Annotated in this window: 25 protein-coding genes; 10 read left to right on the top strand and 15 right to left on the bottom strand. The window is 35.0% G+C overall.

All coding sequences use genetic code 11. The annotated features are described in order from the left end of the window. The first annotated feature begins 231 nt into the window (after positions 1–231). The 3 genes from ACOCEA_RS17710 (at position 232) to ACOCEA_RS17700 (ending at position 2,997) form a co-directional block, all read left to right on the top strand. The gene (locus tag ACOCEA_RS17710) at positions 232–906 is read left to right on the top strand and encodes an ABC transporter ATP-binding protein (RefSeq protein ID WP_420757612.1); all 675 of its coding nucleotides are present in this window, start codon (positions 232–234) and stop codon (positions 904–906) included. Between the two features lie 150 nt (positions 907–1,056). Continuing rightward, on the top strand, positions 1,057–2,079 hold the full coding sequence (locus tag ACOCEA_RS17705) for a zinc-binding dehydrogenase (RefSeq protein WP_420757611.1): 1,023 nt from the start codon (positions 1,057–1,059) through the stop codon (positions 2,077–2,079). A gap of 15 nt (positions 2,080–2,094) precedes the next feature. Beyond that, on the top strand, positions 2,095–2,997 hold the full coding sequence (locus tag ACOCEA_RS17700) for an SDR family NAD(P)-dependent oxidoreductase (RefSeq protein ID WP_420757610.1): 903 nt from the start codon (positions 2,095–2,097) through the stop codon (positions 2,995–2,997). A 30-nt stretch (positions 2,998–3,027) separates the two neighbouring features. On the opposite strand, the gene ACOCEA_RS17695 is transcribed toward ACOCEA_RS17700, so the two are convergent. Beyond that, positions 3,028–3,873: a universal stress protein gene (locus tag ACOCEA_RS17695; RefSeq protein ID WP_420757609.1), complete on the bottom strand. Its 846-nt coding sequence runs from the start codon at positions 3,871–3,873 to the stop codon at positions 3,028–3,030. A gap of 153 nt (positions 3,874–4,026) precedes the next feature. Here ACOCEA_RS17695 and ACOCEA_RS17690 point away from each other — a divergent pair, with 153 nt between their 5' ends. Genes ACOCEA_RS17690 through ACOCEA_RS17680 form a run of 3 tightly spaced genes read left to right on the top strand, consistent with a single transcriptional unit; the run spans position 4,027 to position 5,226 of the window. Next, entirely contained in the window at positions 4,027–4,476 is a 450-nt protein-coding gene (locus ACOCEA_RS17690; RefSeq protein ID WP_420757608.1) for a hypothetical protein, read from the top strand. Positions 4,477–4,486: 10 nt separating this feature from the next. Further along, entirely contained in the window at positions 4,487–4,708 is a 222-nt protein-coding gene (locus ACOCEA_RS17685; RefSeq protein WP_420757607.1) for a hypothetical protein, read from the top strand. After that, positions 4,705–5,226 (top strand): hypothetical protein, encoded by a 522-nt coding sequence (locus ACOCEA_RS17680; RefSeq protein ID WP_420757606.1) that lies wholly within the window; start codon positions 4,705–4,707, stop codon positions 5,224–5,226. Before ACOCEA_RS17685 ends, ACOCEA_RS17680 begins: the two co-directional genes overlap by 4 nt. 74 nt (positions 5,227–5,300) lie before the next feature. Here the strand turns inward: ACOCEA_RS17680 and ACOCEA_RS17675 are convergent, their stop codons facing one another. Genes ACOCEA_RS17675 through ACOCEA_RS17665 form a run of 3 tightly spaced genes read right to left on the bottom strand, consistent with a single transcriptional unit; the run spans position 5,301 to position 7,860 of the window. After that, a complete protein-coding gene (locus ACOCEA_RS17675) occupies positions 5,301–6,287 on the bottom strand; it encodes an MlaD family protein (RefSeq protein ID WP_420757605.1) in 987 nt (328 codons plus the stop codon). A 6-nt stretch (positions 6,288–6,293) separates the two neighbouring features. Further along, positions 6,294–7,076 carry an ABC transporter ATP-binding protein gene (locus tag ACOCEA_RS17670; protein WP_420757604.1) on the bottom strand — a complete coding sequence of 261 codons (783 nt, stop codon included), beginning with the start codon at positions 7,074–7,076 and terminating at the stop codon, positions 6,294–6,296. 1 nt (position 7,077) lies between these two features. Then, a complete protein-coding gene (locus ACOCEA_RS17665) occupies positions 7,078–7,860 on the bottom strand; it encodes an MlaE family ABC transporter permease (protein ID WP_420757603.1) in 783 nt (260 codons plus the stop codon). A gap of 168 nt (positions 7,861–8,028) precedes the next feature. Between ACOCEA_RS17665 and ACOCEA_RS17660 the strand changes: the two genes are divergently transcribed. Next, positions 8,029–8,784 carry an LOG family protein gene (locus ACOCEA_RS17660; protein ID WP_420757602.1) on the top strand — a complete coding sequence of 252 codons (756 nt, stop codon included), beginning with the start codon at positions 8,029–8,031 and terminating at the stop codon, positions 8,782–8,784. Positions 8,785–8,907: 123 nt separating this feature from the next. Then, positions 8,908–9,861: a L,D-transpeptidase gene (locus ACOCEA_RS17655; protein ID WP_420757601.1), complete on the top strand. Its 954-nt coding sequence runs from the start codon at positions 8,908–8,910 to the stop codon at positions 9,859–9,861. Here ACOCEA_RS17655 and ACOCEA_RS17650 read toward each other — a convergent pair. After that, positions 9,858–10,154, bottom strand: a complete 297-nt coding sequence (locus tag ACOCEA_RS17650; RefSeq protein ID WP_420757600.1) for a chaperone modulator CbpM — start codon at positions 10,152–10,154, stop codon at positions 9,858–9,860. The two genes, ACOCEA_RS17655 and ACOCEA_RS17650, sit on opposite strands and share 4 nt — an antisense overlap. A 3-nt stretch (positions 10,155–10,157) precedes the next feature. Beyond that, complete coding sequence (locus ACOCEA_RS17645; RefSeq protein ID WP_420757599.1) at positions 10,158–11,051, bottom strand: DnaJ C-terminal domain-containing protein; 894 nt, start codon at positions 11,049–11,051, stop codon at positions 10,158–10,160. Positions 11,052–11,381: 330 nt separating this feature from the next. Here ACOCEA_RS17645 and ACOCEA_RS17640 point away from each other — a divergent pair, with 330 nt between their 5' ends. Next, a complete protein-coding gene (locus ACOCEA_RS17640) occupies positions 11,382–12,536 on the top strand; it encodes a baeRF7 domain-containing protein (protein ID WP_420757598.1) in 1,155 nt (384 codons plus the stop codon). A gap of 25 nt (positions 12,537–12,561) precedes the next feature. Then, positions 12,562–13,248 carry a hypothetical protein gene (locus ACOCEA_RS17635; RefSeq protein WP_420757597.1) on the top strand — a complete coding sequence of 229 codons (687 nt, stop codon included), beginning with the start codon at positions 12,562–12,564 and terminating at the stop codon, positions 13,246–13,248. Here ACOCEA_RS17635 and ACOCEA_RS17630 read toward each other — a convergent pair. The 9 genes from ACOCEA_RS17630 to ftsH all read right to left on the bottom strand — a co-directional run bounded on the left by ACOCEA_RS17630 (position 13,245) and on the right by ftsH (position 25,421). Beyond that, positions 13,245–14,546, bottom strand: coding sequence for an erythromycin esterase family protein (locus ACOCEA_RS17630; RefSeq protein WP_420757596.1), 1,302 nt, complete (start codon positions 14,544–14,546; stop codon positions 13,245–13,247). The two genes, ACOCEA_RS17635 and ACOCEA_RS17630, sit on opposite strands and share 4 nt — an antisense overlap. Positions 14,547–14,565: 19 nt before the next feature. Next, positions 14,566–15,483, bottom strand: coding sequence for a non-homologous end-joining DNA ligase (gene ligD / locus ACOCEA_RS17625; RefSeq protein WP_420757595.1), 918 nt, complete (start codon positions 15,481–15,483; stop codon positions 14,566–14,568). Between the two features lie 43 nt (positions 15,484–15,526). Then, positions 15,527–16,198, bottom strand: coding sequence for a BON domain-containing protein (locus tag ACOCEA_RS17620; protein ID WP_420757594.1), 672 nt, complete (start codon positions 16,196–16,198; stop codon positions 15,527–15,529). Between the two features lie 286 nt (positions 16,199–16,484). Next, a complete protein-coding gene (locus ACOCEA_RS17615; RefSeq protein WP_420757593.1) occupies positions 16,485–17,153 on the bottom strand; it encodes a BON domain-containing protein in 669 nt (222 codons plus the stop codon). A 379-nt stretch (positions 17,154–17,532) separates the two neighbouring features. Beyond that, positions 17,533–17,910, bottom strand: coding sequence for a response regulator transcription factor (locus tag ACOCEA_RS17610; protein WP_420757592.1), 378 nt, complete (start codon positions 17,908–17,910; stop codon positions 17,533–17,535). 151 nt (positions 17,911–18,061) lie between these two features. Next, positions 18,062–19,783, bottom strand: a complete 1,722-nt coding sequence (locus tag ACOCEA_RS17605; protein WP_420757591.1) for a sensor histidine kinase — start codon at positions 19,781–19,783, stop codon at positions 18,062–18,064. Continuing rightward, positions 19,770–22,745, bottom strand: a complete 2,976-nt coding sequence (locus tag ACOCEA_RS17600) for a CheR family methyltransferase (protein ID WP_420757590.1) — start codon at positions 22,743–22,745, stop codon at positions 19,770–19,772. The genes ACOCEA_RS17605 and ACOCEA_RS17600 overlap by 14 nt, the downstream gene beginning before the upstream one ends. A gap of 220 nt (positions 22,746–22,965) precedes the next feature. Further along, positions 22,966–23,352, bottom strand: coding sequence for a hypothetical protein (locus ACOCEA_RS17595; RefSeq protein WP_420757589.1), 387 nt, complete (start codon positions 23,350–23,352; stop codon positions 22,966–22,968). A 113-nt stretch (positions 23,353–23,465) separates the two neighbouring features. After that, the gene (gene ftsH / locus ACOCEA_RS17590) at positions 23,466–25,421 is read right to left on the bottom strand and encodes an ATP-dependent zinc metalloprotease FtsH (protein WP_420757588.1); all 1,956 of its coding nucleotides are present in this window, start codon (positions 25,419–25,421) and stop codon (positions 23,466–23,468) included. Positions 25,422–25,517: the final 96 nt, after the last annotated feature.

Below are 25,517 nucleotides of genomic sequence, written 5' to 3'. Positions count from 1 at the left end.
TTAATTTATACAATGAAATTAGGTTACATTTATCTTTAGAATATAAAACACCGAATATGGTATATAAATTAACAGCGTAAATTCAATTTTAACCTGTAGCCATATTTCAGGACAAGACATCATTGGTTTTGTTTTTGCTTTCATTTCCACTTTTGTGGCAGGTTATCTACCTTCAAACAAAGCAAAAAAAATAGACCCTGTTCGAATTATAAGAGGCACTTGATTTACATTATGAGTTTAGTTTTAGAAACAAGAAACATTAATAAACATTTTTTGAAACCTAAGGATTTTCATGTTCTAAAAGATATTTCATTTGGCGTTAATGAAGGTGAATTTGCTTCAATTATGGGTAAGTCGGGTTCTGGGAAATCTACTTTGTTATATATCCTTTCAACTATGGATACGGAGTATACCGGGGAGCTTTATCTTAATAATGAATTAGTAACTGGAAAACCGCATGAAGAGCTATCTAGAATTCGAAACAAGCATATAGGTTTTGTATTTCAGTTTCACTATTTACTATCAGAATTCAGTGTTTTGCAGAATGTAATGTTACCTGCAAGAAAGTTGGCTGAAAAATCCGATGCTGAAATAGAACAAGATGCCATGCAAAAACTTAAAATGCTGAATATAGACCATTTGGCAAAACAGCGGGCGTCAAGAATTTCAGGTGGGGAAAAGCAAAGGGTTGCGATTGCTAGGGCCTTGATAAATAACCCGACGATTCTTATGGGCGATGAGCCAACGGGTAATTTAGATAGTCATAATTCGGAAAATGTTTTTAACATCTTTAAACGACTCAAAGAGGATGTAGGATTGTCACTTTTAGTGGTAACACACGATGAAGACTTTGCTAATCGTACAGACCGTATCATACAGATGGAGGATGGTAGGATTTTAGAATAAAAGAATTTCCCTTAATCATAACACCAATAAAAACTTACGTTACGAATATTATATTCAGTGCCATTTTGGTATTTGTTCAACTCATGATAATAGTCATTACAGATTTCCTTGTAGTTCTATACCTTTCTTCCTTAATGTTATATAATGTTGATGAAAGCTGTTTTTCTTACAAAGTTTGGATCGGCCCATAGCGCCTTTGCCATTAGGGAAACCAAAAGGCCAAAACCCAGTTCTAAGGAAGTTTTGATAAAAGTAGAGGCATTTGGTCTCAATTTTGCCGATGTAATGGCGAGGTTGGGGTATTATAGGGCAACGCCAAAATTACCCGCAATTTTAGGGTATGATGTCGTTGGTGAAGTAATAGAGATTGGAGCGGAAGTAAACCATATTAAAGTTGGCGATAGGGTTACGGCACTTACTCGTTTTGGTGGATATGCTGAATATGCTATTGCCAATAACAACCTAACCTTTAAGATTACCGATTCACTGGCCGCTGGAACCGCAGTTGCATTGGCTACCCAATATACTACCGCATATGTATTAAGTAATACATTGGCAAATCTGCAGGAAAATGATCAGGTATTAATTCATGCGGCAGCTGGTGGTGTAGGTACGGCTTTAACACAAATGGCCTTGTATAAAAGGTGTATTGTATTTGGTACCTGCAGTTCCCAAGAAAAAATCAATTATTTACGCGAAAACGGGGTACAACACCCAATTAATTACAAAAAAATAAAGTTTGATGAGATCATACAAAAAATTCTAGGTAAAAAAAGATTGGATGTCATATTTGACCCTGTAGGGGGCAAGTCGGTTAAAAAGGGATATCGTTTGTTAGGCGCCGGGGGACGTTTATTTTCCTTTGGTGTTTCCAGTATGAACCAGACCAAGAATATTTTTGGAAAGCTTAAGATAGTCTTGCAATTTGGTATGTATCATCCACTTCAATTTTTAAGCAATTCTAATGGAATTATAGGTGTGAATATTTTAAAAATTGGAGAAGAACGACCAGAAAAGCTATCCCAAGCTATGGAAAAAGTGGTTAAAATGACGGAGGACGGAATTTTAAAACCACATGTTGGAGGTGATTTTCATATAGATGAGTTGGCCAATGCCCATGAATTTTTAGAATCAAGAAAATCAATGGGGAAGATTGTAGTAAGATGGAATTAAAAAGGAATTGAAATCATGAAGCCAAATTACCTAAATGAAAAAGTGGTACTTATTAGTGGCTCCAGCATGGGAATTGGTAAGGCTATTGCCATCGAATTGGCCTCTTATGGCGCTAAGATTGTTTTGAATGGAAGGGATACTGAAAAATTACAACAAACAAAATCAGATTTAAAAGCAAAGGGTTATGATGTAATTGCGGTTCCAGCAGATATTAGAAATACTGTGGAATGTAAAAAGCTTATCAACAAAGCCATTGGGCATTATCAAAAATTGGATATTCTCATAAATAATGCCGCTGTAAGCAGTCGAGGTTCTATAGAACATATGGCCGAAACGAATTTTATGATATTGGCAGAGACCAATTTTTTAGGTTCTGCTTACCTATGCAAATATGCCATACCCCATTTAAAAAAAACTGAAGGCCATATCATTTGCATTAATAGTGTTGGGAGTTTTAGGGGTATGCCCTTTAACTCTGCATATTCGTCCACTAAAATGGCCCAAGCAGCTCTTGCAGATGCTTTAAGGATAGAGTTATATGGTTACGGCATTCATGTAGGTATAGCACATGTAGGCTTTACGGAGAACGATCCAAGAAAAATTATTCTTGATGTAGATGGTAGTTGGGTGTACTTACCCAAAAGAACCAATATTAAGTTGGCAAAGCGCGAGGCTGTTGCCAAAAGTATCAGGCTTATGATTATAAAAAGAAAACATAAAATAACATTGACGGGTTTAGGGAAGCTCACCAGTTTTGCCACACGTTATCTGCCTGGCTTCAGTTACCTAATGCTTCTGTTGAACAGGCATATTATAGAAAAACAATTTACATTGATAGGAGGTGAAAAAGTGACCCTGAAAAATCCTTTACTAAAAAAAGCAAAAGGGGTTATAAGTACAGTGGAAGTAAAAAATTAATACATCCTTATTACTTAATGGTGAAATTTTCTACAGACCAACCTCGTTAAAACTCATTAAGGGTACTTTTGTTTCCGAAACAAGTTGTTTAACCAAATCTGGTTTTATGTGTTTTTCAAAAAAGGTGTGGTTCTTCCGTTCTAACATGGCCAAAAGATCAATTTTTGAGTCTTCCACATAGCTTTGTAATTCCTTAAGTACATTGTCTGAAAAAATGAGATCAAACTCCATTTTAGCATAAGGTGTTTTTTCCTGTAACATTTCCCTAAACCACTGCATCTGTTCGTAGCCAGAATTCTCTGGATCTGTTGCGATATGTATTATTCTGATCTTGGCATCAAATGATGTTGCTATTTTAACTAGTTTTCTAATGGCGAAAACATCTGCTTGCTCAAAATCTGAAGCATAAACAATGGTCTTTATTTTTTTTGGATTAAATTCAGGGGGCACAGCCATTACGGTACAGGGGGCTTTTTTAAACAACCCTTTTGTGGTACTTCCTAGAAAAAATTCCCTTATGGCACTAGCACCTTTGGTTCCTACAACTATAAGATCAGCTTCAACTTTAAGGGCTGTTTGTTGTATGCCATCCACCGGTACATTACTTTCAACAACCATTATTTTAGGTAGTAGATCTTTAAGCGAGTCACCTAAATGTTCTGCACAGTAATCTTCAAGTTTAGTACGGTGTTTTACTTGCATTTTTTTTTCTTTATTCAAATAAGACATCGAAATCGGACTTGCCAATGAAAATCCAATATCGAAAACATGGAGTACAACGAGTCTACTCGCAAATAATTTTGCAATGGTATGTGCATATTTTAAAGCAGCAATGGATTCCTTAGAATAATCTGTGGCATAAAGAATGGTCTTCATTGTTTGATGTTTGATTAGTTAGGGTGAAACTAGGAATCCAGCCCTAGTTTCAAAATGACCAAAGTCATTAGGTTATTTTTATTGAATGATTTAGGTCATTTCCTGTCCTGTTACTCGCTACTATATTTAGAAACTAAAACTAAATAGCATATTATGGGTGATGAGCATAATAAAAAGGATGTTGATTTTTTAAAAAATGGACCTTGGGATGAGCTCTATGTGTTGTCACAACATTGGGTATCTGATCTTGGGTTTTATCGGGATGATCTACATTTTTTGCACCATTTGATAGATAAATATTTTATGTGGATTATTAAAACAGAAAATATTAAAATGGTAAGGGAACTAAAAAAAGGATTGTTAGACCTTAACACTAAAAGTAAGGACCTTCTAGAAAAAGTTGGGAAACACTTAGTTCAATTGGGATATTTAGTGGAAGACCCCACCCTAAAAGATGCCGGTATAATACGGATGGAACATGAACATCTTGAAGATGAAATCGCTGCTTTTGTAAAATCGTTCCGTGAAAATAGAAGAGAGGTCTTTAAAACGACAGAATTTATAATGGATAATGAAAAGTTGTCGAATATAATGGAATCCTAATCCCAAAATTATGGCAAAACCAACAGCGATTATCACGGAGATTACCAATTTAACCACTACCATAGAGACTGATTATCCTGAGCTTTATAAATTTTTGGAAGAATCACCAATAACACTTTCATCTTCTAATTATCCAGAGATGAGCGATGCCGAATTGGTAGCGTATCTAGAGGACTTGAAATTGCTTTTAAATCGGTATAAAAAAACACACAATAACAAAATTGTACAATGAAGACATTGAAAAAATTGTTGCTTATTTTTTTGGGCTTGATGTTAATTTTCTTCCTTTTTCTTCTTTGGTACCAATGGCAGTATGCCATGGATGAGGTGTCATCTTACGAAGTGAATTCACCCGATTACAAAAAACATCTTTTGATTGCCACCCAAGGAAGTGATTTTAAGGATATGGTCACCAATGAAATTGTTGAGACCTATAAAGAAGATTCTGTTTATATAAAGGTAATCGATGTTTCTGCACTGGAAAATATTGACGCAAATGATTTTAATGCCATTGTAATACTTCATACCTGGGAAAATTGGCAGCCTCCAAAACCTGTAGCCAACTTTATCAAAAATTCCGATACTATTGCCGATAAAATTATAGTCTTGACCACCTCTGGTGATGGTAACTATAAAATGGATGAAGTTGATGCTATAACCGGTGAATCTATCGTAATGGATGCCCCCTTATTTGCTGATAAAATCATTAAAAAAACCAATCCGCTTTTAGGTTTTAAAACGGATAGGTAGCCATAAAGGGTCTTGTTTATTTTGTGCCAAATAAAAAATGTAAATAATCTTCTCAGGGCATATTAAAAGTGTTATTATTGGTTTTCCTTTGCTAATTTTTGTTGTAAGCGCTCCTGCTTTTTAAAATACCCCCTGGTTAAAAAATTATGTTTTAAAGCCTCCATGTTTTCATTGAAGCGCTCCGTACCCTCTTGTATATTACGCATGGTTTTTTCTAGCTGTTTGGTTAGAGTAGTGTCCTTGATTATATAATTTAATGCACCATTATCACTGTTCATACTGGTGATAATGGTATTTAAGTCCGTCGTGATTTCTTGTATTTCTACACTTGATGTTTCTAGATTACCAATAACATTTCTCATTTTTTCTGCAGAAAGTGTATCGGTAAGTAAAACGCCAGCTATACTTTCATTTAAGTTTATATTGGAAATTATTTCATGTAATCTAGAAATAGTGGCGTTGGCATTATTACTCGTAAGTTTTAAGTTTATGATGGTCTTTTGCAAATCGTTGGCCATAGTGGTATCATTTAGTAATCTTCCTAAAGTACCCTCTCCTTTAATTAGTGATTGCGTTACCTTTAAAAGATCAGCAGTAAGCAATGCGGCATTTTCATTGGTAGTGCTTAAGGTATTCATCATATCTTGGGTGGCCACTTTGCTATATGATGGTAATTCATCGCCAGGCTTAATTAACGGTCCTTTTCCTTCGCCTGGTATAATATTAATGAGCATACTGCCTACCAACCCGTCAGAACCAATGGATGCTACCGCATCATTTTTAATATAGGTTTGCATTTTTTCCTCTATTATCATATGTACTCTAATAGAGGTATCGTTCTCCATTTCTATCCTACTTACGGTACCAACATTTATACCTGAGAAACGAACATTATTGCCATTTTGAAGTCCGTTGGCATTTTTAAAAACAGCGGTAACGGGAAACGTTTTTCCAAACATATTTTGCCTATTACCAATAAGATAGGAGGCAATTAACAATAACAGTGTTCCTAAGATTACGAAAATGCCTAGTTTTAAATTTTCTATTGTTGTCTTTTCCATATCTTTTTATTTTTTAAAAAAGGCGTCTACTTTAGGATCCTTGGAATTTGATAATTCAGAGAAACTACCTTCCGCATAATTTATACCATCTACCAGTAAGATCATTCGTTCAGAAATAACCCTGGCACAATCAACATCATGAGTTATAATTAGTGAGGATGTACCATATTTTTTCTGGATAGAGCGCATTAATTCTATAATTTCCTTTGAGGTTATGGGATCAAGACCACTAGTTGGTTCATCATATAATATCACTTTTGGCTTTAAGATCAATGTACGGGCCAAGGCCACACGTCTTTTCATACCACCAGACAGTTCTGCGGGCATAAGGTCTAAGGTGTGGGCTAGGCCAACATTTTCCAAAGCCTCCATAACAAGGGGCAAGGTATCTTTCACAATACCTAATTTTTCCTTATGTCTACGCATAGGAAACTCCAAATTTTCCCTAACTGTCATGGAATCATATAAGGCACTGCCTTGAAATAGAAAACCAATGTCTGATCGTAATTTATCTAACTCTTGCTGATTTAATGTGTTTATTTGCTTACCTAAAATTTCAACATAACCACTGTCCGGTTTCATAAGTCCAACAAGACATTTTATCATGACCGATTTACCCGAGCCAGATTTACCCATAACAACAAGGTTCTCCCCTTTAAATAAGGTCATGTTAAAGCCGTTTAAAACTTTATTTTCACCAAAGCTTTTATAAACATCCTTAATTTTTATAACGACCTCTTTTTCTAGGGTTTTGTTCTCTTTTATTTGTGTTTGTTGCTTCGTATCCATTTTATAGTTCATAGAATATATCAGAAACAAAAACGGCTATAAAATCTACCACAAAAAGCAATAAAGATGCCATTACAACAGCAGTATTAGCTGCTAAGCCAACACCGGCTGTTCCTTTATTACTGAAATAACCTTTATAACAACCTACCAAACCAATTACAAATCCAAAAAAAAACGATTTTACCGTTGCAGGAACAAAGTCACCATAGGAAAGGGCATCAAAAACCCTATTAAAGTACAATTGAAAGGAAACATCGCCCTTAATATTTTCAACTAAAGCAGACCCATATAATGCGATTATATCACCAAAAACAACAAGAAAGGGTAGCATTAAAGTGGTGGCAAGCACCCGGGTTATTACCAAATATTTAAATGGATTGGTGCCCGAAACTTCCATAGCATCTATTTGTTCCGTAACACGCATAGACCCTAATTCCGCTCCAATGCCAGAAGCGATTCTTCCAGCACATATCAATGCGGTAATTACGGGCCCAATTTCTCTTACAATGGAAATACCTGTCATATTTGGCATCATGGATACGGCACCAAATTGTATTAATGTAGGTCTAGATTGCAATGTTAATACCAAACCAATAATAAAGCCAGTGAGACCAACCAATAATAACGAACGCACACCAAGTTGATAGCATTGGCGCAAAAGCTCCTTGAATTCAAAAGGGGGTTTAAATACTTCTTTAAAAAACCTACCTGCAAAATTGGACAAGTCACCAGTCTGTACAAAAAACTGTTTTGTTTTAACTACTATCTCTGTGGCTAGGGTCATTATCAATTTTTAGTTACAATAGGTATACCCAAATATAGAATACCCCTAGTTTGATTAAAATGACAATAGTCATGCAGTAACATGACCGTTGTCATATAAATTAGGAATGTGCCAGACTATTTTTAAGAAAATTACAAATACAATTATCTATTTCTATATGTATATTTTATGCTAAAAGAGAGTAAGAAAAGTAACCAAACATATTATTTAGAAGAAGAAAGGGCTTTTTTAGACGGACCTAGAAATCGTTTTAAGGAGTTATGGTTTACGTTTAAGGTACAGTATCATTTTATACGTGCTTTTAGAAAACTACATTTTATTGGTCCTTGTGTTACGGTCTTTGGTTCTGCACGGTTTGATAGTTCAAATGTCTTTTATTCAAAAGCGGTAGAAGTTGGTAAAGCCTTAACAGAACTTGGCTTTGCGGTGATGACAGGTGGTGGTCCCGGAATTATGGAAGCCGCAAATAAAGGTGCTTTCGAAAATAATGGTTTCTCCGTTGGGTGCAACATTATTTTACCATTTGAACAAAAGGTAAATCCCTTTTTACATAAATGGGTAGACATACCCTATTTCTTTGTGCGTAAGTTTGTTTTATTAAAATACTCCTATGCTTTTGTGGTAATGCCTGGTGGTGTTGGTACGCTTGATGAACTTTTTGAAGCCTTAACACTTATCCAGACAAAAATGATACTTCATTTTCCTGTAGTACTCTTTGGTAAGGAATACCACAAAGAACTTTATGAACATATTCAGCTTATGGCTGCCAACGAAAGTATTTCCCAAACGGACATGAATTTGTTGTTTATAACAGATTCTGTTAGTGATATGGTAGAGCACCTTAAAATTCATGCCGTTAAGGAATTTGGATTAGTTAAGAAACCCTTGAAGACCAAATGGTGGTTTGGTGAATCTAAGTATTAAGGTCAATGACAATAATCATTTTAATTAAATGATTCCCGCTCTATTTTTGTGATGTTCTAAAGATACAGTTATCAACATATACATATTTCTCTAAAAATTCATGTGATAAAATTTTGAATAGCTATGATGTCGGGTAAATTAAAATTATTTGATGGATGTTTATGGGTTTGTTTGATTTTGGCAATAACGGTTTCATGTCAAAAAAACAGCCCAAAACTACCGCAAAAAATAACCATAAATACCCCATTGCTTATTGAAAGAATTAAAAAGCAAGAGTTACCTAAATTAATTACTATTAAAAAGGACATAACCATTGATGCCTATTTTAATTTTATGGATTCTTTAGTTAAGCGGTATGATACTGTGACACCTTATCCATTGTCTGAGCATGTAATGGTAAGAAACAATCCTTGGATAATAGATACATTGGCCAATACTGATTACTACAGAATGATGGCCATTGATTCTTTTGTTTACGACCAAGGCAAAATGATAGTATTGCCCATGAACAGCAAACTTAAAGTGCCAGATTCCATTGTTGCATACACATTATTAGAGGCTTTTGATAAAACAGAAATAGATATTAATATACCGGAATATAGACTTCGAATTTATCAGGATTCTATTTTGCTATATTCTTTTCCTATTAGGGTTGGTCAAAATAGAAGACGTTATTTGGCAATGGGCAATAGGGAAACAGATTTACGAACGTTGCCTGGTAGTGGCTCCATAATTAAACATGTTAAAGAACCGGATTTTTATAATCCTGTAGATGGAAAGCAATTTTATTTGACCAAAAGAGATGATGGTAAAACCACATTAATGCCTAAAATACCATGGATTGAAACAGAAATCAATGGGGTAAGAAATGGCCAAATGATACACCCCACAACTAATCCAAAATCATTGGAAAAACCTTATTCTAATGGTTGTATTGGTACTAAGGAGGCCGATGCTTGGGTAATTTATTACCATGCACCCTTGGGAACAAAGGTAAAGATTAGGTATGATTTACAATCCTATGAAGAGGGCTCTGTAGTAAAGATCTTCAAAGATATTTATGGTTATGCCAATTAAGTTTGCTCATCATAATGTTTTAAGCGTTGCCTTAGTATCCTTATTTCATTCTGCATATTTTCCATGCGCTGTAATAAATGATGTATAGCCTCAATACCCTCTCTATTTATACTAAGTTCATGGTGTAATCGTACCAGTTTTTCCACTTTTGGCAACTCTTCAATTTCAATATAATAATCATTGTTTATTGATTTAAGCGCTAACAGTCCATATTCTTGTAATTCTATAATAAAGGATATTTCAATGTTATGCCCTTTACAGAAATCGTTGATATTTATTAAATGGGGTTCCATATGTTAAAGATTAGTAGCGGCCAGTTTTTTAAATATTTCTTTTTGTTCTGGACTAAGATTAGATGGTATTTTCACCTGATAAGTAATAAAAAGATCTCCAAACTGACCTTCTTTTTTATACCTAGGCAATCCTTTTCCTTTTAATTTTACCTTGGTTCCGTTTTGCGTTTCTGGTTTCACCTTTAATTTTACTTTACCACTTAAGGTATCTGTCATAACTTCACCACCTAAAACAGCGGTAGTTAACGGTATTTCTATGGTTTTATGGAGATTGGCACCATCACGTTTAAAAGTGGTATTGTTGTAAATGGTAAAGGTTATATAAAGGTCCCCAGCCGGACCATTGTTGACTCCTGGCCCTCCATGTCCTGTAATTTTAATGATTTGGCCATTTTCTACTCCTGCAGGAATGGTTATACGTATGTTTTTGTTATTTACGGTAAGTGTTTGTTTATGGGTATGTAAGGTGTCTGTTAAATTTAATTGTAAAGAGGCGTTATAGTCTTGCCCACGAAATCTAACATTACGCCCAGAAGATCTAAAGCCACCACCACCGAACATACTTTCAAAAAAATCGGAGAAATCTTCGGTAGATTGTCCGCCAGAATAGGTATATCTGCCAAAATCTCCACTTTCGGACCTAGCTTTTCTTTGTTTTTCAAACTCCTCGGCATGTTGCCAATCCTTACCATAGTCATCATATTTTTTTCTCTTTTCTGGATCACTCAACACTTCGTTGGCCTCGTTAAGTTGTTTAAATTTTTTTTCTGCCTCCGCATCATTCGGATTAAGATCTGGATGGTATTTACGGGCCAACTTGCGATATGCCTTTTTAATATCGGAGGTACTCGCATCTTTGTTAACTCCCAATACCTTGTAGTAGTCAATAAAATCCATAAACCTGTGTTTGTGGGTTGTTTTGTTTTAGATTGATTTTTGTATACTATTTACTATGATTTTAAAGTGTTATAACGAACCTAAAAAAGCAACTTCATCATAAGTATTAACATCAAATCTACTATTTATCCAATCCATATATACTGATAATTGTCAGCTTTAAAATTCAAGAAATAAAAGGTATAACATATAATGTGCTCAGTTTTTACCTTAAACTTTTATAAAAGGAATGTCTTGCTTTTTAGCTATTTGAACACTTACTGATCTATATCATTTCAAAAAAAAACAGACACGCTTACCTTCAATTTAAACACTTTAACTAACATAGGTATGGACATAATTACCAAAAAAGATATAGCAGGTTTAGATAGTTTACAAAATGCATTTTGCATTTCTATTTATATACCTGTACATAAAAAGGGCGAGGATGTTTTACACAGAAAGGATGCACTTTTATTAAAAAATCAATTAAAGGAAGTTAAAACGAAATTGGAAAAGGAAGTTTTAAGTAAGGATGAGATCGATGATTTGGTCGCTCCAATACAAGCCTTGATAGACGATAGTAATTTTTGGCGACACCAAGAAAATGGTCTTGCCATTTTCTTGACCGATGGTATTTTAAAACGCTTTACATTACCTATACTATTTGAACCTTTTAACCAGGTGGCAAATACATTTTACCTTTCACCACTATTACCTATGTTTACCGGTGATGGATCTTATTTTGTATTGTCCTTGGAATTGGAAAAGGTAAAACTGTACAAACAAACCCGATATAATAGTTCAGAAATATTTATAGATGAGCTGATTCCCTCTAGGATGGAAGAAAGGGTTGGGTACGATTTTGAGCAAAAGAATTTACAATTTAGAAGTCAGCACCAAACACATGGTACGGCAACATACCACGGGCATGGAGAGGCTGATCGTGATCGTAAGGATGAAATCTCAAGATATTTATGGGCAATAGATAGAGGCTTAATGACATTGATACGTGATGAAAACAAACCTATGGTAATTGCTTCCCAAGACTATATTTATGGTTTATTTAAAAAGGTAAATACCTATCATCATCTTTTGGACGATTATGTATCCTGTAATTTATCAGAAACCGATGAATCTACATTGCATGAATTAGCTTGGAACAAAGTAGCGCCATTATTTGAAGAACAACGTATTGAAAAATTTGGTCTTTTTAAACAATATGAAGATACTGGCAGAACATCATCTGAAATAAAACAAGTATTGCCTGCCGCTTTAATGGGTAAGATTGATACGCTTTTTATTAGGAACAATAGTGACATTTGGGGAGTTTATGAGCCTCAAAATAATCATGTACGTGTAGATGATAATTCTTTACCAACCAATGTTTCACTTTCTAATAAAGCTGCAATCAAGACTTTTTTAAATGGAGGTAAGGTCTATGTAATGGAAAAGGACAATATGCCTAACCCATATAGCATGATAAATGCACTCTATAGATATTAATCTAGAAGGTTAACCTCCAAATGTTATGGGTTTCCGTATAAAGCTGAGTTTCGTATTCCTAATTGTATTGATCTCTTGCCAACCACCCATTGTATTTGGTGAAGCTCAACCCAAAAATACCATTTCCCTATCTGAAATCCCTATGGCATTTAGGGGTATATATTGGTGTGCAAAGGATAGTGCGAGTCTTTATGTTAGTGATATTTCATTTATTAAGCGAAAGGAATTTTTGTTAAAACTTACTAAGGATGAGGTATCCAATAACAAGGATTTTAAACTTAAAAATGGTAAACTTTACATCAATACCTGGGAACAATCTTTTCCATTTAAAGATATGTTGGATACGTTGGTTTCTACCATTGTACTTTGGGATACACTCTTTACCATTGATCCAAATAACATTTTAAAACCTTTTAAAGACCATTTAATCCTGAACACCAAAATAGAAGCCCAAACTTGGGAAGTTTTGATTGCTACAAAAAATAGTCAGGATATGCTTTCGATAGCTAGAGCTGACCTACCCAAAAACTTAGCTGTGTTAGATTCTATTACAACAATACAGACTTTTGCAGAAAGCTACGGTCATGAAAAACCTATTATGATTACTCCAACCAAGGAGGAATTTGAACTACTATTAAAAGAAGGATTGTTGTTTCATTCCTCCTGTATTAAATTTAGGCGGATTTACCCCTTACACTTGCAAGAGTATTAAAATGCCCAAGGGTATGTTTCCGGTAATTGTTTTTTATCTATAAAAATGTTCATGGCATGTAGCGCTTCTGATTTGTCTATATGTATAAAGGCATCATATCTTTCCGGCAACATAGAAGGCACATAGTTGCCCAAGTGCTCATATTGCGGATGATAGACCACACCTATGGCCCTGTGGGGAATTAATTGGTTAAATTCAATCTCATTTTTCAAATCATCCATAAGTAGAAGTTGATCTCCTTTACCCGTATGATGTAATAAATACTCCCAAGAGCCTTCAATGGCTTTGGGCACATGCATACTTCGCATTGGGGCGCCCCATTCTGATCCCGCAACAACAGTACCCTCGTAGGAGCCAAAACCAACTATTTTTGGGTTAAGTTCATTGAGTTGTTCACGTACTAATTGTCCAATATTTATAGATCCGTTCAGTGCCATATCCGTTGCTCTAGCATCGCCAACATGCGTGTTGTGTTCCCATATGATGGCTTTGGTATTGGGACCATGAAAATTCATCAGCCTTTTTAAGGTATCCATCATATGATAGTCCCGTAGGTTCCAAGAACTTTGGTTGGCGGTAACCATAGATCGGTAATACGCTTCAGCATTCTTTGCTATATAGGCGTTTTGTTCAATATTTAATGAGGCTTCTATATCTGTGTTAAAGCTTGGCGCCCTTTTTTTTATATCGCTTAGTAGCGATACCACTTCGTTTTCACAAGTTTTAGGTAAATACCGTTGCAGTGATCTGGCATATGCCATTCCCATTTCATCCCCATAAGGCTCAAAACAACCTAGTGCCCTTTTGGCAGCAGGTAATAGTGCATGATCATGTATTTGTAAATAATCAATAATTGCCTCCATAGACTCCCAGAGGCTATATACATCCAACCCATAAATTCCAACTCTTTTATTCGCCGGTGTTTTTTCATTGTGGTTATATAGCCAACCAATCAGAGCCTCCATTTCCCAATTGGCCCACATCCATGTAGGCCACCTATTAAATTCTTTTAAAACCTTGACCGAATCACTATTTTCAGTATAATGTTTTACAAATCTATTTACCCTATAAAAATCTGGCCAGTCACCTTCAACAGCTATAAAGTTAAAACCATAATCGGTAATTAGTTTTTTACTAATGGCGGTTCGCCATGTATAGTATTCATGCGTACCATGAGAGGCCTCACCCAATAAAACTAATCTTGAATCTGATAGTTTTTCTAAAAGAGGGTCTAAATCCAAAGCATTATCTAGGGGCTTTGATTTATTTTTAAGTATTGAAATTTTATTTTGTGACATAAGTAGTTCTATTTACGTATCATTTAATCTCTAAACATTTGTTCGCCAACTCTTCCATAAAATGGATTGGGTTATCTAGACTCTGCGATTTACCAAGATTTGATGCCCATGGATCCATTTGCGATTCTGGTCTCTCCAGAACTTTGGAAATAGGGAACGATTTTGCTGTTAAGGACAAACTATTTAGTTCTTCCCAAGATAAAGGTAGTGCCACTGGAGCTCTTTCTAGAGCCCGTACAGAAAATGGACAAACTGCTGTTTGTGCATACGAATTGCGTAAATAGTCTATAAACAATAGCCCTTTACGATGCTCTTTTCTTATGGTAGTGGTAAACTCCTTTGGGTGTATAAAGGAAAGATATTTTGCTATTTTTTTTGTGAATTCGCGTGCCACATCAAATGGTACTCGTCTTTTAATGGGAATTACCAAATGAAGCCCTCTGGATCCAGTCGTCATAACCATTGATGAAAGCCCTAAACGAGATTCAAGAAACTCGCGTATAATGAGTGCACCTTTAACAACTGGTTTAAAGTCGTTACCAGGTGGGTCTAAATCAAAAATTATTTTGTCAGGATAATCTATCATGTCAATTTTACTCAAGCCGATATGAAAGGTGATAACCCCTTGATTTACAAGATATAATAATGTTTCCTTTGAGTTGCAAACCACATGGTTTACCCAACCATTCTTTTTTTTGACCTTGGCACGTTGAATCCAGTCCGGAAAATAATCAGAGGCATTTTTTTGATAAAACCCTACTTTGCCTATGCCTTCTGGAAAACGGTGAATGGTAAGTGGGCGATCTTTTAAATAGGGCAGTATGAATTTGGCTATCTCATTATAATAGGAATATAAATCAGTTTTTGTTATTCCAGAAAGAGGAAACAATACTTTATCAGCATGTGATATTTCAATAATGTTTCCCATAAGTGCCATAACTAAGGTTTAAGCTATTGTTTTACTGATAAGTATTTATGGTTTAAATAGAATATTCTGGATAATATTGCACTTTAAGCTCGTTCTTTACCTTCGTAATACCTGGCGATAGATATGCAGCTTTTTCTGCTTCCTCTTTTTCTATAATGGAGGTAACGGTGCCCGCTAATGTTATGGTACTGCCATCTACAGTAACATTTATTTTAGCACTATCAATAGATGCGGAACGCTTATATGCGTTTTTGATTTTTTCCTTCACTTCAACCGTACTTACATTTTGGTCGATTTGAACGGTGTTTATAACACCTTTGACACCAATAAGATTTTCAACGGTGTTTTTTGCGGCATTTTTTTGGTATTCCCAAGGTACGCTTCCAGAAAGGTATACAAAGCCATTGTCAACTTTTACCATAATGCTGTCTTTTGGTATTAAGGTATTCCACTCCAGGGCATTTACTACGGCTTTTGCAATTTCCATATCTGTTTTTTTATAGTTTTCACTAAACTTAACATCAATATCCGTAGCTACCGCCCTTACGCCGGCTACACCCTTAACAGCATTTTCAACAGCTAATTTTGTAGTGTAATCATTAACATAGCCTGTAAGTGTGGCTACACCATCCTCAACAATAATGCCTATTTGAGCTTCATCTATATTGGGATGCCAAACAAGCTCTTCCGAAATATCCTTTTTAATTTGAGCATCTGTTTTCATGATAATATTTTTAAATACGCCTATTAGGTAGATCTAAATTTATAAGCCTAATCATTATAGTATTCAAATGAAAAATTTATAGCTACCAGTTTCTCAATCCTACCATTTGGATTATTGTAAAGGTATTTTTAAGGGTTCCCATATAAAATGATCTGCATCATGCCTAGCCTATTTTTAAAACCTGTATAGGATGTAATTTTATTCAAATAAATAATGGCGTTAAGAATTATAATTCCTAACGCCATTATAAAATTTAAGGATTGATATAAGTGATACCTCACTTATATTAAGCATATTCCGCAGAATAGTCTACCCTTAAATTGTTTTCTACGTGGTAAACACCAGGTGCTTTATAAGCTGCAGTTTCGGCATCTTCTTTTTCTTTTAAGGAATGAACCTTACCAGATAAAGTTACGGTATGGCCATCTGCGATTACGGTAATATTGTTGGCATCTAATTCTGCTGCACGTTCAAAGGCCCTTTTAATCTTGTCCTTTACTTCAACAGGTTTAACACTTTGCTTAATTTTTATGTTGTTGCTAACATTGCGTACCCCTAGAAGGTTTTGAACTGCCCGTTTTGCGGCATTTTTCTGATACTCCCATTTAACCTCCCCAGAAAGATATACCCAACCATCTTCAACTTTAATGGTGATGTCTTTTTCTGGTACTGCAGAGTTCCACTCTATGGCATCTACGACGGCTTTGGCAATTTCCTTATCTGTCTTTTTAAATTCATCGCCATATTTTACTTCGATATCACCCGCAATGGCTTTTACCCCCATTACAGATTTTACCGCCTTTTCTGCTGCAATTTTTTTAGCATAGCTATTCACGACTCCACTTAAAGTTACGATGCCGTCTTCTACAATAACACCTATTTCGGTCTCATTAATATTTGGTTGCCAAGCCAACTCATCTAATACATCTTCCTTAATTTCTACATCTGTTTTCATAATATATAGTTTTAATTCATTACTATTTTAATGGTTCAAAATTAAGGCAGGGTAGGGGTGTTGAAAATGATGTATATCAGGATTGATTTTTTTTAAGATTTTTTCACAACTGTTTTTACTTATAGTACCTGACGGTTAAACCAGGGTATAAAAGTTAGAGGTAACAACTTGGCAGTAATTTATGATTTACAAGTGTATTGGTAAGACTGTTTATTTTTTATTTTGGGGAATTGGCAGATGATTTAAATTAAGGATTGACAATTTTCCGATTATAATCACAATAAGAAGTTGGTGATGCCAGACAGGTTGACTGTTTTGTTGGTGATGGGTTTGACCTTTTATAGCAGAACATATATTACCTATTTTCCTAAACCGTTCTCTATAACTGTTTTCTTTGAAGCAAACATCGCTTAATGGATGCCAGTAGATCATCCAGGTCCGATGGTTTAACAATGTAATCAAAAGCACCTTGTTTTAACCCAATGGAAATATCCTTTTTTTCACTTTTAGCACTAAAAAAAATTAGTGGTACTGTTTTAAGTTCTGTATGTAGGCCCAATTTCTCAAGTAACTCTAAACCATCCATTTCTGGCATACGAATGTCACAAACAATTAGGTCTGGTTTATAGACAGACATCTTTTCCAGGCCTTCCTTGCCATTTGTGGCCGTCTTTACTTTGTAGCCTTCCATTTCAAGGAATTCAGTCGTGTTCTCCCGGATGGTGGAATCGTCCTCGATAAGAAAAATAGTAGCCATAAGAGTTATAATGGTTATTGATATTAGGGGGATTTTACGCTACGTTCTATTATTTATTCTAAAATAGTTAAATTTCTATTAGTAAGAAAATTCATTACTATATTTAATACCTCACTATAGCTTATTACCTATAAGAGAGTTATTCATAATACTATTCAGTTGGTATAATCATTGTAAAGGTTGTCCCCACATTTAGCTCACTTGTACAAGAAATAGTACCACCCAATAATTCTAAATAACGCTTAACAATACTTAGTCCTAAGCCTGTTCCTTGAATGTTTTCTACATTTTTAGACCTAAAAAACCTTGTGAATATATAATCTAGGTCTTCTTTGGGTATTCCCATACCATAATCTGATATTACTACTTTTAACCCATTTGCTTGTAAAACACTTGAAATGTTTACCGTTTTATCTGAATATTTTAAGGCATTGGAAAGAAGGTTTAATATGATATGGTGTAATATTTTACGATCCTGTACTATGTACTGTGGCCGTCTATTGGCATAACTAATTTGTTGTCCTGTTTTTTGCAACACTTCCAATTCTGTTATAATTTCATTTATAAACGCTGCAAAATCAAATTTTTCTCGGTGTATTCTTACATCTCCTCTTTCCAATTGATCTAAAGAAAGAAAATCGTTTAGAATATTTGTGAAATGGTTTACAGAGGTTTTAATGCGTGCAATATGTTTTGGTTCTTTGTCATAAAGACCTTTCTGATTGTATTTCTCCAGTAATATAATAGAGGACATTACGATTGTAATGGGTGTTCTTAATTCGTGCGATGCTATAGAGATGAAAGAACTTTTGATTTCATTTATCCTTTGTTCTGCCTCAAGTGCATTGCTTAGTTCCTGAGTTCTTTTTTCAACGGTTTGCTCCAATAAATCGGTATATTTTTGCATGGAGGCTTCCATTTTTTTTCTTTCCGTAATATCCTCACCTGCACTTAGTGTACCTATATTTTTACCATTGTTATCATGTAAAGTGGTATTTGTCCATCCAATTAGGCGAATTTCCCCATTTTTACAACGCACATTACTTTCAAAATATGGGGATGCCAAAACCCTTTTCTTTTTAAAGTACCCTTTTTCTTCAAGGTTTTCCTGCTCATGGTTTGTGGTGGTAAAATAGTCAAACCAAGGATTTCCTTCTATCTCGTTCTTCCCAAAGCCAAGAAGGTCACACCCTTTTTTATTGATCAGCTGAACTTTATACTCATTATCAAGCAATAGAAAAATAACAGGTGCCAATTCAAGGTACTGTTGTATTTTTTCTTTTTCTAATTGTAAATTTTTATGATGCTGTTGAATTGCTTCTGCCTCCCTAATTTCTGTTATGTCTTGTAAGGCCAATAAACATACAGGATTGTTTCCGTTTTTTTTTGTAATTGTGATATGTGCAAGTGCGGTAAAAGTATCATATCGGTTCTTTTTTATTACTAATTCAAAAGGCTTTATAAAGCCAATATCAAAGGCTTCTCGAAGTTTAAGAAAAAGTGTTTTGGATTCACCTATGGACATAAATGCAGAAAAAGGCTTATCTAAAATCCGTAGACGATCAACCCCCATTAGGGTACATGCGGTAAGGTTAATATTCTCTATTACCCCTTTTTCATTTAATACCAAATAACCAACTGGGGCAAAGTCAAAAAGATTTGTATATTCATCATGCGATTCTTCCAAACGATGCTGAACCTCACGTAACTCCTGGTTCTGCATTTCCAATTCTGTTTGGTGCACTTCCAATTCATGCATAAGCAACCTAGCCTTGTCCAAGGTCAGGTCAAGTTTTGAATTTAGATTCTTTTTTACCTCCTTTTCTGCCCTGGAACGAAGTTTACTTCTATTTTCATCCTCATTTTTTTCCATTTTCACCTCTTTTCATTTCCGCCAATTCCTGTTCGGTAACCGTAAGATCTGTCACATCAATTGAAGAACAGGCAATTCCGTTAATGGTACCATCTTTGAATACTGGTCTAACCATTAGGTCAAAATAATGTAGTTCTCCTCCAATTTCTAAGGATATCGTTTCTCTTTCTGGTTTACCTATTTTTAAAACATTTCTTTTAATGGCAGCCAACTTTTTAGCATCTTCTTTATTAAAAAAGTCCGTGTCTTTTTTTCCAATCATATCCTTGAATTGGAAATTTGGATGGATGTTGGCCATACTTGTATATAACAGGTTGCTATCCTGGGTATACACCACTGTTTGGGTCATTTCCAATAAATGCTCATACTTCTCCTTAAAATCAAGTAATTGGTCTGCCATTTGCTTTTCTTGGGTAATGTCAACAAATGTTATTACAACCCCTTCTATAACATTCTCTGAAGTACGATAGGGCATTATTTGCATTTGGTACCAGATACCATCATTACTTTTTACCGATTTTTTATAAGGAATAAGTTTTTCAAGTACGGTCTTTGCATCACTAGCAATACCACTGTAGATAAGATTTGAGGATAAATCCTCTATGGATCTACCAATATCTGTTTCTATTAGGTTGATTATTTTTGTCATTGAAGGTGTAAAGCGCTTTATTTTAAGCTTGGAATCCAAGAAAATTGTTCCAATCTCGGTACTTGCCAACAAATTGTTCATATCATCATATGCCTGGGCTAGCTCATCTATTTTACCTTGTAGCTCTGTATTTACAGTAATTATTTCTTCATTTACACTTTTTAACTCTTCTTTGGATGTCTCCATTTCTTCATTGGTACTTTGAAGTTCTTCATTGCTGGAGTGTAATTCTTCATTAGAGGACTTTAATTCTTCATTGGATATTTCCAATTGTTCTATAGTGGACCTTAAATATTCCTTTGTTGCTGCCAGTTCTTGTTCCAAGGCTACTAGTTCGGTAGTTTCCTCACTTTTAATGACCTTATTTGTTGTACTGGGATCGGGTTTGTCTATATCTTCAAAAGTAACCATCCAATGGTTTTTTTCCAGCCCGGTTTCCTTTAATGGCCTTATAGTTAGCCTTATATTCTGGATTTTTCCATTGGTTTTAACTTTAACGCCTTCACGGGTTTCTATAGCTAAACTTTTTCTTGCTTTTGAGATCAATGCCCTTAAATCAGCTTTTAAGCCTTCACGAGCCATGTCCACAATATTTAACTTTGCCTCGCCAGGTGATGGTTGTAAGTATTTTCCAGTATTACCTGAAAAATAGATGGCATCACCAGATCCATTTATTATGGCACAGGGCGGTGCAAAATTGGCTAAAAGCGTTTTTTCCGTAATAGAGGCAACACTTGTATTCCATTTTGCTTTAGTAGTGGGTGTATCAGTAGATCTATGCAATAAATGGTCATGGTAAAATTGATCGATTCTTGGTGTTTTTTCTAGCTTAACATCTTTGGACTTAAATATTTTATTCTTTCTATCTAGTACCTCAAAAACGGACTCATATTGGCCAAGGGATTCAGAATTTCCTAAAAATAAAATTCCCTTTGGATTTAACGCATAATGAAATAAGGCGAATACCTTTTTTTGTGCATCTGCATTTAGATAAATCAGTAAATTTCTACAGCTTATCATATCCAATTTTGAGAATGGTGGATCTTTAATAAGATTGTGTTCTGCAAATACTATTTGATCCCGTATTTCTTTTTTTATCCGATAGGTATGCGTACCCGTTACAAAATATTTTGTTAGATAATCTTCGCTTATGTCTGTAGAAATTGTTTCTGGATAAACTCCTTGGCGAGCAAAATTTATGGCATTGTCATCTAGGTCAGATGCAAATATTTGAACTTTTAATTTTTGCTTATTTGCACTAATAGCTTCATTAAAAAGAATTGCCAAGGAATAGACTTCCTCTCCAGTAGAACAACCAGGTACCCAAATTCTAATGGTATCCCCTTCATTTTTTGTGGATAAGATATATGGAATTACTGTTTTGCCAATTTCTTCAAAAGCTTCAATATCCCTAAAAAAACTGGTAACACCAATTAAAAGTTCTTTAAACAGTTTTTGAACTTCCTCTCTGTTCTTTTGTAAATATTTAATGTAGTTATCTATTTTGTCTACTTGGTTCAACGCCATTCTTTTTTCTATGCGCCTAACTACCGTACTGCTTTTATAATCCCCAAAATTGCAACCTGTCTCATTTCTTAGTAGAATAAAAATCTTTTCAAGTTGTTCTTTTGCTGTATCTATCGGTTTAACTATTTCTTCTGGTTTAAACCCTCTGTTTTTCGCATAATTTAGAAGAAAATTAGGCATGTCCTCTACGGGCAATATAAAATCGTGAGCACCAGCAGCTATAACGCTTGTAGGCATGCCATCGTATTTTGCATTTTTTGGGTCTTGGACTAAAGATAGACCACCATTTCCTTTTATATTCTTTAGGCTTAATGAACCTTCCGTGCCAGTTCCAGATAGGATAATACCAACAGCTTTTTCCATTTGGTCATCAGCTAAAGAACGTAGAAAAAAATCAATAGGCCTTCGAAAACCCCTAGCCATTGTAGGTTCTAATAAATGTAATATCCCCTTAAAAATGGCCAAATCCTTATTTGGAGGTATAATGTACACATGGTTTTTTTCCACTGTTGTATTATCAACTATCTGTGTAACCGGCATTTTTGTGTGATTTTCCAAAAGTGGCACCATAAGACTTTTGTGTGTTGGGTCTAAATGTTGCACTAAAACAAAGGCCATATTGGGAGATTCCGGCATCCCCTCAAAAAATAATTTAAAGGCTTCAAGGCCACCAGCAGACGCACCCATACCCACAATTAAGAAGTTTTTTTCTTTAACAGCGTCTTTATCTTTTTGTGAAGTTTTATCGCTTTCGTTAGTGTTCGCCGTTGTCTTATTTTTTACCATGCTACTAAAAATGGATATAGGGTATCTTTTTTTAAAGATATCTCCAAATTTAGCTAAATATAACGAAGTCCAAATGTGGGATAAATGATAATTGTCAGAAATGAAAGTGTCATATTTACTTAATTTAAATAGGTATACCCAAACGTATCATCTTTCAAAAAAAAATAATAGGGTATCAAAATTTTAAAGCCTAAATAAATAAAGCAATTAGAAGTGTTCATTACATATATTTAGTTAGGAACTTAAAGAACTCCTTTTTAAGGTCAGCATAAATTTGTCTTTGTGTTTCCATTTTATTTCTAAAATCAAGATGTCCTTTCATTAAAACGGTGTCAATCGCATTTTCACCGGTAAGGCTTTGACCAGCAATACGTGATTCATGAATTTCGATTTCTTCTAGGAGCTTATCAATTATACCATCTTGGAGAATAAATTCATTTTGAAAATGTTCTAGTTGGGTCAACACCTCTTTCTTTGTCCATTTCGTAACCAATTCCTCTAGTCTTTTAGTAAAGGATTTTAGTTCATCTTCCCAAAAGGCAAGTTCAGACTGCCATTGTTTATGCTCAAAGTGTAAGTTCTCATTATAGATAATTTCTTTTTCCATGATATTTTATTTTAATTGGTAATGACTCAAATTCTATTTTTTAATTGATGATTTTTAGATACCTATTTTTTAAAATTTAGCATTGTAGAAATTTAAAAATGATTGATAAGTAGCTAAATGCTATCCTTTGCTAAGAGCTCTGTCATTCTTTTTCCTAGAATTAGCTCTAAGTCCTCTTCATCCACTACTTCCTGCTTAAGTAATAGTTCTGCTAGTTTTATCAATTCACTTTTATGCTCTTGCAATAAATGTTTTGTTCTTTCGTACGCTGTGGTTATGAGGTCTTGTACTTCTTTATCTATCAATTGCGCCATGTGCTCACTATACGGTTTTCCTAGAAGACGTTCATTTTGTCCGGTAGAATCGTAAAAACTAATGGGGCCAATTTCCTCATCCAAGCCGTAGAAGGCTACCATGGTATAGGCTTGCTTGGTTGTCTTTTCTAGATCGTCCAGGGCGCCAGAAGTAATCTCGTTAAAAATTATTTCCTCGGCGGCCCTACCGCCCAAAGAGGCACAGATCTGGTCCATAAACTGTTTCTTTGAAACAAGCTGCCGCTCTTCTGGTAAATACCATGCAGAACCTAAAGATTTCCCCCTAGGGATTATTGATACTTTTACCAAGGAGTCTACATGTTCTAAATACCAACTAGCTACGGCATGTCCTGCTTCATGATAGGCCACAATTTCCTTTTCCTTGGCAGAAATAATTTTACTTTTTCTTTCCAATCCTCCCACAGCGCGGTCTCGAGCATCCATAAAGTCTTCCTGTTCTACGGTATTTTTCTTTTTTCGAGCGGCAATTAAAGCGGCCTCATTACAGATATTGGCAATATCAGCCCCAGAAAACCCTGGGGTTTGTGAGGACAACTTATCCAAGTTTACATTTTTATCCAATTTTATGCCCCTAATATGTACTTTAAAGATTTCTATACGTTCATCTTTATTGGGAAGTTCCAAATAGATATGGCGGTCAAAACGGCCAGGCCTTAAAAGGGCCTTATCCAAAACATCTGGGCGGTTGGTTGCTGCCAAAACAATTACGCCCGTATTGGCACCGAAACCATCTAGCTCTGTCAATAATTGGTTAAGGGTACTTTCCCTTTCGTCGTTTGCCTGAAATGCATTTACTTTTCCACGTGTACGGCCTACCGCATCTATCTCATCTATAAATATTATGCTGGGGGCATTTTCCTTTGCTTTTTTGAAAAGATCCCGTACTCTTGATGCACCTACACCAACGAACATTTCTACAAATTCTGAACCAGAGATAGAGTAAAAAGGAACACCCGCTTCCCCGGCAACTGCTTTTGCCATTAAGGTTTTTCCAGTTCCTGGTGGTCCCACTAACATTACACCTTTAGGAATTTTAGCACCTAACTTGGTATAGGTCCCAGGATTTTTTAGAAAATCTACGACTTCCATTACTTCAGTTTTAGCCTCCTTTAACCCAGCTATATCTTGAAAGGTTACCGTGCTTTTTTTTCCTTTTTCCATTAATTGGGTATTGAACTTTCCAAAATTGAAGATGCTATTGGTACCCCCGGAAGTACCCATTCGCCTAAGCATTAGTATCCAGAATAAAACCAGGATCAAAATAGGGAAGATCCACGGTAATATATTCCAAAGGCTGGTTCTTGTAGTGTACCGTACAGCAATTTTATCTTCTGGGTCAAAGTCTTTTTGTGCCTTTTCCAATTTGCTTTCAAAACCTTCTACAGAACCTATTTGTAGTGTATAATGAGGTCCTAAATTAGATTTAAAGGGTTTGTTGCCAATAGATTTATATTTTTCGGTAGTAAGAAGGTCTTTCTTAATGTATATTTCTGCAATTTCTTTATTAACAACAACAATTCTTTCTACCTCATTATTTTTCAACATGGTTAATTCAAATTCTTTCCAGTCAATCTCGTTAAGGTTTGTCAAGGAATTTGATATAATGGAAAATATAAGCATCATCACAAATAGCATAATGTAAAACCAACTAAAACCATACCCTCCTTTTGGTTTTTTGGATCCTTGCCCATTAGTTGAGGGTGTTTTATCATTTTTATCCAACATAGGTTTCATATTGATTTTTAAATCGATGGAAATATGCTCTTTTACATTTTAAAACTATCTATACTCAATCATACCTAAAATGATATTCGTCATTTCAGTTTCATG

The organism is Maribacter luteocoastalis (assembly GCF_048890225.1).
In the GTDB taxonomy this organism is placed as follows: Bacteria; Bacteroidota; Bacteroidia; order Flavobacteriales; family Flavobacteriaceae; genus Maribacter; species Maribacter luteocoastalis.
Note: the sequence above shows the minus strand (reverse complement) of the source record. Positions and strands in the feature narration are given on the sequence as shown.